We start from the raw sequence: 7,006 nt of genomic DNA, 5'->3' as shown, positions 1-7,006 counted from the left end.
TGAGCCATGATCAAACTCTTCAATTAAACTTCTTTCGAAATATGAACTTTTTTTGGTAAGCACTCTTATAATGAGTGCCCACACAGATTGTCTTGTTGCAAATTGTTAAAGAACGTTTAGTGTCTTTACCCGAAGGTTTTTCACTAGGTCACTGCCCTTTGGCGTTACCTTAAAATCTTGTCTGCTTGGTGAGTCCGTTAGGTCTCTCTCAAGCGGGAGGCGTATTCTACACTTCCGATATTTGATGTCAACAATTTATTTTATAAATTATTTAATCTTTTTCTTGGCTTCTTCAGCTTGCCTTAAGGTTGGTAAACCAAACTATTGGTGTGCTGCAAAAGCTGAGCGCATTGTAGTGATTTATTGCCTTAGGTCAAGCCTAATTTCTAAATAAAACTAAAATTAATTTAATAATGCCCAAATCAGTTTATTTATCGAACAAATGAGGATTAAAGTATTATTTTTAACAAATTGTTGATACTTTTAAACTCTTAAGGTTTTTTGTTGTCTTAAACTGGATTAGTAGGTCTAAGTAGGTGTTTATTATGAAAAATATTACCCCAATAGTGTTAGCACTGGGTGTTTTTACAACTCACGCATTTGCAATACCAATAAATACAGTGAGCGAAGATAATAGTCGCTTGACCGCTGACTTTGTCAAAAAGCAGGTTGATCAGTCGATGTCCATCGGCCGTGCAATTAAAAGCATTGTCGGTAATTACCCTAGAGAAGCATTAGGTGTTGTAAGTACCGCACTCGACTTATATCCAGAAAAGTATAAAGAAATTATCCATGCTGCTATTTCTGCTGAACCAGCCTTAACAGGGGAAGTTGTTTCCTTAGCTATCGAAAAAGGTATAAGCAGTTGTTCTAGTATTGTTGAGACTGCAATCAATGCTGAACCAAGTTACGTTGACTTCATAGTGCGGGCAGCTGCGTTCTCAACACCTGAAGATATGGATGAGATAGTCAGAATAGCAGTTGAAACTGAACCTGACTCTGCAGACAATATAGTACAGACGTTATCTCGTTCTCATCCAAACGAAATGGTCGAGATTATCAAGACAGCTGTTTCAGCCATGCCTTTTGTAGGTGAATATGTAGTGGATGCACTTTTAGCTTCCTTCCCGGATGAAGCGGAACAAGTAGTTACAACTGCATTACGTGAATCGTCGAAAGAACAAGAAAGTGTGCGCAGAATATTGCAAACCGCAATTAATGCCGGAGTTACCCCGGAAGAACTTTTAAAGTACGCCCAAAACGCCGGCGCTAGTGAAGAACAACTCACCTTCATCAAAAATCAATAAACAATCGATTAATAAAGCAATATATAGATAGTATTTAAAAAATCGTAGATACAAAAAAGCCGAGCTAATGCTCGGCTTTTTTAATTGGGTTGGAGTAATTACTCCTCAGTTACTACTTCAGCTTCTTCAGCTTCTTCAATAACTGGACGGTCAACTAGTTCAACGAAAGCCATTGGCGCGTTGTCACCTGCACGGAAACCACATTTTAAAATGCGAAGGTATCCGCCTGGGCGAGCTTCATAGCGCGGACCAAGTTCACTGAATAATTTACCAACAACTTCTTTATCACCAGTACGTGCCATCGCCAAACGACGATTAGCTACACTGTCTTGCTTAGCAAGTGTGATAAGAGGCTCGATTACGCGACGCAGTTCTTTAGCTTTAGGCAACGTAGTTTTGATCACTTCGTGCTTAACTAATGAGCCAGCCATGTTTTTAAACATTGCTTGACGATGACTGCTGTTACGATTTAACTGACGACCACTGTTACGATGGCGCATAGCTCTATCCTTCTTTACAAATCAGTTTATCTTGCGACCTGATTAATCTTTTTCTGCGATACTCTCTGGGGGCCAATTTTCAAGGCGCATTCCCAAAGAAAGACCACGAGATGCCAACACGTCTTTAATCTCGGTAAGAGATTTCTTACCTAAGTTAGGCGTTTTTAACAGCTCAACTTCAGTGCGTTGCACCAGGTCACCAATGTACTGGATAGCTTCAGCTTTCAAACAGTTAGCTGAACGTACAGTAAGCTCTAAATCATCAACTGGACGAAGAAGAATCGGATCGAATTCCGGTTTCTCTTCTTTAGCAACAGGCTCTGAGATATCACGAAGTTCAACGAATGCGTCTAATTGCTCAGCTAAAATAGTAGCTGAACGACGAATCGCTTCTTCCGGATCCAAAGTTCCATTGGTTTCCATATCGATAATTAATTTGTCTAAATCTGTGCGTTGTTCAACACGAGCAGATTCAACATTGTAAGCTATACGCTCTACTGGGCTGTATGAAGCATCAACTAACAAACGACCGATAGGTCGATCATCTTCTTCAGAGGAACGGCGAGTTGACGCAGGAACATATCCACGACCCATTTCGACTTTGATACGCATATTTAACTCGGCATCGCCAGTTAACGTACAAATAACGTGGTCAGGATTAAATATCTCTACATCACCATCATGCTGAATATCACCAGCAGTAACAGGGCCTGCACCAGACTTGACTAAAGTAAGAGTAGCTTCAGTTTTGCCTTCGATTTTAACAGCCAAACCTTTAAGGTTAAGCAAAATTTCGATGACATCTTCTTGTACACCCTCTTTAGTGCTGTACTCATGTAATACACCATCGATCTCTACTTCTGTCACGGCACAACCAGGCATCGATGACAAAAGGATGCGACGAAGCGCGTTACCAAGAGTATGACCAAAACCACGCTCTAATGGCTCAAGTGTCACTTTAGCGCGTGTTGGTGATAAGTTTTCTATTTCCACTAACCTTGGTTTTAGGAATTCAGTTACAGAACCCGGCATTGTTTCCTCTCTTGATTATGCTTTACTTAGAGTAAAGTTCGACGATCAACTGTTCGTTAATTTCAGCAGACAAATCAGTTCTTTCAGGAATACGTTTGAAAACGCCTTCCATCTTCTTGCTGTCTACTTCAATCCAAGTTGGTTTCTCACGTTGGTCCGCCAATTCTAATGCAGCAACAATACGTGCTTGCTTTTTAGATTTTTCACGAACGGAAACAACGTCTTCAGCAGAAACGTTAAAAGAAGGTATATTAACAACCTTACCGTTAACCATAATAGCTTTATGACTTACTAGCTGACGAGCTTCAGCACGTGTACTAGCAAAACCCATACGGTAAACAACATTGTCAAGACGCTGTTCTAAAAGCTGAAGCAAGTTTTCACCTGTGTTGCCTTTTAAACGCGCTGCTTCTTTATAGTAGTTACGGAACTGCTTTTCCAATACGCCATACATACGACGTACTTTTTGCTTTTCACGTAACTGCACACCGTAATCAGACAAACGGCCACGACGGGCTCCATGCTGACCTGGGGCAGTATCTATCTTACATTTCGAGTCAATTGCTCGAACGCCACTTTTAAGGAACAAATCTGTTCCTTCGCGACGACTAAGTTTGAGTTTTGGACCCAAATATCTAGCCATGATCTTTCTCCAACTGTCCGTCGATTAAACGCGACGTTTTTTCGGTGGACGACAACCGTTGTGAGGAATAGGTGTCACATCGGTAATATTAGTGATTTTATAACCAGTTGCATTCAAAGCACGGATAGCAGATTCACGACCTGGACCTGGACCTTTAACGAATACTTCTAAGTTTTTCAAACCGTAATCCTGAGCAGCAATACCTGCGCGCTCAGCAGCAACCTGTGCAGCAAAAGGTGTAGATTTACGTGAACCACGGAAACCTGAACCACCTGACGTTGCCCAAGACAAGGCGTTACCTTGACGGTCAGTAATTGTCACTATTGTGTTGTTGAAAGACGCATGGATATGAGCCATACCGTCTGCAACTTGACGTTTTGCGCGCTTACGCGTGCTCTTTGTAGGTGCTTTAGCCATAACTAACCTCGCTTACTTTTTAATTGGCTTACGAGGACCTTTACGGGTACGCGCATTAGTTTTAGTGCGCTGACCACGTAGAGGTAAGCTACGACGGTGGCGTATACCACGGAAGCAACCTAGGTCCATCAAACGTTTGATGTTCATTGACACTTCACGGCGAAGATCACCTTCTACCATGAATTTCGCGACTTCGTCACGAAGCTTGTCAATCGTTGTTTCATCAAGATCTTTAATCTTGGTTGACTCTGTAACACCAGCAGCTTCACAAATGCTTTTCGCACGTGTCGCGCCTACGCCATAGATTGATTGAATAGCAATCACAGCGTGCTTGTGTTCAGGGATGTTAATGCCAGCGATACGGGCCATTAACAGCACTCCTCTTAAATTATTGTCATCAGCCTAAAAAGCCCGATAGGATACTTACCCGATGACCAAATTGCAAATTAAGCTTGGGTGAGTCGGTAGTATGACCGATTTCACCCAAATACCACATTTCGATTTAGCCTTGCCTTTGCTTATGCTTAGGGTCAGAACTACAAATTATACGTACAACACCATTGCGTTTTACGACTTTGCAGCTACGGCAAATCTTTTTAACGGATGCACGAACTTTCATATCACCACTCCGTAAACGCTTATCTTAACGACCGTAGCCTTTAAGATTCGCTTTCTTAAGAACAGATTCATATTGATGTGACATCAAATGAGTCTGCACCTGCGCCATGAAATCCATGATTACCACTACAATAATAAGTAGTGATGTACCACCAAAATAGAACTGAACGTTCCAGGCGATTAACATGAACTCAGGCACTAAACAAATAAAGGTTATGTAAAGTGCGCCTGCCAAAGTAAGGCGTGTCATTACTTTATCTATGTAGCGAGACGTTTGCTCACCAGGACGAATACCAGGTACAAAAGCACCAGACTTTTTCAAGTTGTCTGCCGTTTCGCGAGGGTTAAACACCAACGCAGTATAGAAGAAACAGAAAAAGATAATCGCCGCAGCGTATAACATCACGTACAAAGGTTGCCCTGGGGACAACATCAAAGCCACATCCTGTAACCAGGAAAATGACTCATTTTGACCAAACCAACTTGCGATAGTTCCAGGGAACAAAATAATACTAGAGGCGAAGATAGGTGGAATAACACCAGCCATATTTACCTTAAGAGGTAAATGAGTACTCTGCGCTGCAAAAACCTTACGGCCCTGCTGTTTCTTCGCGTAGTTAACAACGATACGTCGTTGACCACGTTCAACAAACACTACAAAGTAGGTGATGGCAATAATGATTACACCAATCAACAATAACAATAGTACATTCAGGTCGCCCTGTCTGGCTTGTTCCGCAGTCTGACCAATCGCTGTAGGTAGACCGGCAACTATACCAGTGAAGATCAAAATGGAGATACCGTTACCGATACCTCTTTCGGTAATTTGCTCACCTAACCACATCAAAAACATGGTTCCAGTAACCAAACTGACTACCGCTGTAAAGTAAAAACCGAAGCCAGGTGCAATTACCAAACCTGAAATTAGGTTGGGTAAATTAGTCGCAATCCCAATTGCTTGGAACGTAGCCAACACCAACGTGAAATAACGTGTGTATTGACTAATTTTACGACGACCGGCTTCGCCTTCTTTTTTCAACTCAATCATTGGCGGATGCACAACTGTAAGCAACTGCATAATAATTGAAGCCGAAATATATGGCATAATACCTAGGGCAAGAACCGATGCGCGCTCAAGTGCACCACCTGAAAACATATTAAACATTTCCACGATAGTGCCCTTTTGCTGCTCAAATAATTGAGCTAACACATTGGCATCAATACCAGGAATAGGTACATATGAACCGAGTCTAAATACAATGATCGCACCTAGTACGAACAACAATCTTGATTTAAGCTCGCTCAAGCCGCCTTTAGCGCTTGAGTCCTGTCCTGGTTTTGCCATCTAGCTTATTCCTCTACTTTACCGCCAGCTGCTTGAATTGCTTCAAGTGCGCCTTTAGATACCTTTAAACCTTTTACAGTAACTGCACGAGAGATTTCGCCACTTTTCATTACTTTGACGTTTAGCATTTCTTTTTTAACAAGACCTGCTGCTTTCAAAGTTGCTAGTGAAACCTCATCACCTTCTACTTTAGCAATTTCACTCAATGTAACTTGGTCAGAGACGAAAGATACACGAGAAGTGAAACCGAACTTAGGTAGACGGCGTTGAATTGGCATTTGTCCGCCTTCAAAACCAGGCTTAACAGAACCGCCAGAGCGACTCTTTTGACCTTTGTGACCGCGGCCACCAGTTTTTCCAAGACCTGAACCGATACCGCGACCTACGCGCTTACCAGAATTTTTAGCTCCAGGTGCAGGAGCAATAGTATTTAATTTCATATCTTACTCCTCCACTACTTCAACCATGTAATATACACGGTTGATCATGCCACGAACGGCTGGGGTGTCTTCCAACTCACGAACATGCCCGATGCGACGCAAACCTAAACCAGTCAATGTAGCTCTGTGTTTAGGTAGACGACCAATAGAGCTTTTAGTTTGCTTTACTTTAATCATCTTAGCCATGTTCAATTACCCCAAAATTTCGTCAACAGGCAATCCACGTTTAGCAGCAATCCCTTCAGGAGAGTTCATCTCTACTAAAGCATTGATTGTTGCACGAACAACGTTGATTGGGTTTGTTGAGCCGTAGCATTTTGAAAGTACGTTTTGTACACCAGCTACTTCAAGAACTGCACGCATTGCACCACCGGCAATGATACCAGTACCTTCTGATGCTGGTTGCATGTAAACCTTGGAGCCTGAGTGACGTCCTTTAATAGGATGCTGTAACGTGTTGCCGTTAAGGTCTACGTTCACAAGATTGCGACGCGCCTTTTCCATTGCTTTTTGGATTGCAGCAGGTACTTCACGTGCCTTACCGTAACCAAAGCCAACACGACCATTACCGTCACCAACTACTGTCAAAGCAGTAAAGCTAAAGATACGACCACCTTTAACTACTTTTGATACACGGTTTACAGCGATCAACTTTTCTAACAGGTCACCCTGTTGTTGAACTTCTACTTTAGCCATAATTAACT

Annotated in this window: 11 protein-coding genes; 1 reads left to right on the top strand and 10 read right to left on the bottom strand. The window is 42.2% G+C overall.

Annotation, left to right across the window (positions count from 1 at the left end):
* Positions 1-545: 545 nt before the first annotated feature.
* The gene (locus ABJV04_RS11575) at positions 546-1,307 is read left to right on the top strand and encodes a hypothetical protein (protein WP_348491664.1); all 762 of its coding nucleotides are present in this window, start codon (positions 546-548) and stop codon (positions 1,305-1,307) included.
* A 98-nt stretch (positions 1,308-1,405) separates the two neighbouring features.
* Here the strand turns inward: ABJV04_RS11575 and rplQ are convergent, their stop codons facing one another.
* The 10 genes from rplQ to rpsE all read right to left on the bottom strand — a co-directional run bounded on the left by rplQ (position 1,406) and on the right by rpsE (position 6,998).
* A complete protein-coding gene (gene rplQ, locus ABJV04_RS11570; protein WP_348491663.1) occupies positions 1,406-1,807 on the bottom strand; it encodes a 50S ribosomal protein L17 in 402 nt (133 codons plus the stop codon).
* A gap of 42 nt (positions 1,808-1,849) precedes the next feature.
* Entirely contained in the window at positions 1,850-2,839 is a 990-nt protein-coding gene (rpoA, locus tag ABJV04_RS11565) for a DNA-directed RNA polymerase subunit alpha (RefSeq protein WP_303474471.1), read from the bottom strand.
* Between the two features lie 22 nt (positions 2,840-2,861).
* Complete coding sequence (gene rpsD / locus ABJV04_RS11560) at positions 2,862-3,482, bottom strand: 30S ribosomal protein S4 (protein ID WP_303474472.1); 621 nt, start codon at positions 3,480-3,482, stop codon at positions 2,862-2,864.
* A gap of 24 nt (positions 3,483-3,506) precedes the next feature.
* Positions 3,507-3,899: a 30S ribosomal protein S11 gene (rpsK, locus tag ABJV04_RS11555; protein ID WP_216049659.1), complete on the bottom strand. Its 393-nt coding sequence runs from the start codon at positions 3,897-3,899 to the stop codon at positions 3,507-3,509.
* 12 nt (positions 3,900-3,911) lie between these two features.
* The gene (gene rpsM / locus ABJV04_RS11550) at positions 3,912-4,268 is read right to left on the bottom strand and encodes a 30S ribosomal protein S13 (protein ID WP_008846192.1); all 357 of its coding nucleotides are present in this window, start codon (positions 4,266-4,268) and stop codon (positions 3,912-3,914) included.
* A 133-nt stretch (positions 4,269-4,401) separates the two neighbouring features.
* Positions 4,402-4,518: a 50S ribosomal protein L36 gene (gene rpmJ, locus ABJV04_RS11545; RefSeq protein WP_216049658.1), complete on the bottom strand. Its 117-nt coding sequence runs from the start codon at positions 4,516-4,518 to the stop codon at positions 4,402-4,404.
* A 24-nt stretch (positions 4,519-4,542) separates the two neighbouring features.
* Entirely contained in the window at positions 4,543-5,862 is a 1,320-nt protein-coding gene (gene secY, locus ABJV04_RS11540) for a preprotein translocase subunit SecY (RefSeq protein ID WP_348491662.1), read from the bottom strand.
* Positions 5,863-5,867: 5 nt separating this feature from the next.
* On the bottom strand, positions 5,868-6,302 hold the full coding sequence (gene rplO / locus ABJV04_RS11535; RefSeq protein ID WP_348491661.1) for a 50S ribosomal protein L15: 435 nt from the start codon (positions 6,300-6,302) through the stop codon (positions 5,868-5,870).
* A gap of 3 nt (positions 6,303-6,305) precedes the next feature.
* A complete protein-coding gene (gene rpmD, locus ABJV04_RS11530; protein ID WP_008846195.1) occupies positions 6,306-6,488 on the bottom strand; it encodes a 50S ribosomal protein L30 in 183 nt (60 codons plus the stop codon).
* A 6-nt stretch (positions 6,489-6,494) separates the two neighbouring features.
* A complete protein-coding gene (gene rpsE / locus ABJV04_RS11525; RefSeq protein ID WP_216049654.1) occupies positions 6,495-6,998 on the bottom strand; it encodes a 30S ribosomal protein S5 in 504 nt (167 codons plus the stop codon).
* Positions 6,999-7,006 lie beyond the last annotated feature (8 nt).

It is taken from the genome of Aliiglaciecola sp. (genome assembly GCF_039982535.1).
Taxonomy (GTDB): Bacteria; Pseudomonadota; Gammaproteobacteria; order Enterobacterales; family Alteromonadaceae; genus Aliiglaciecola.
Note: the sequence above shows the minus strand (reverse complement) of the source record. Positions and strands in the feature narration are given on the sequence as shown.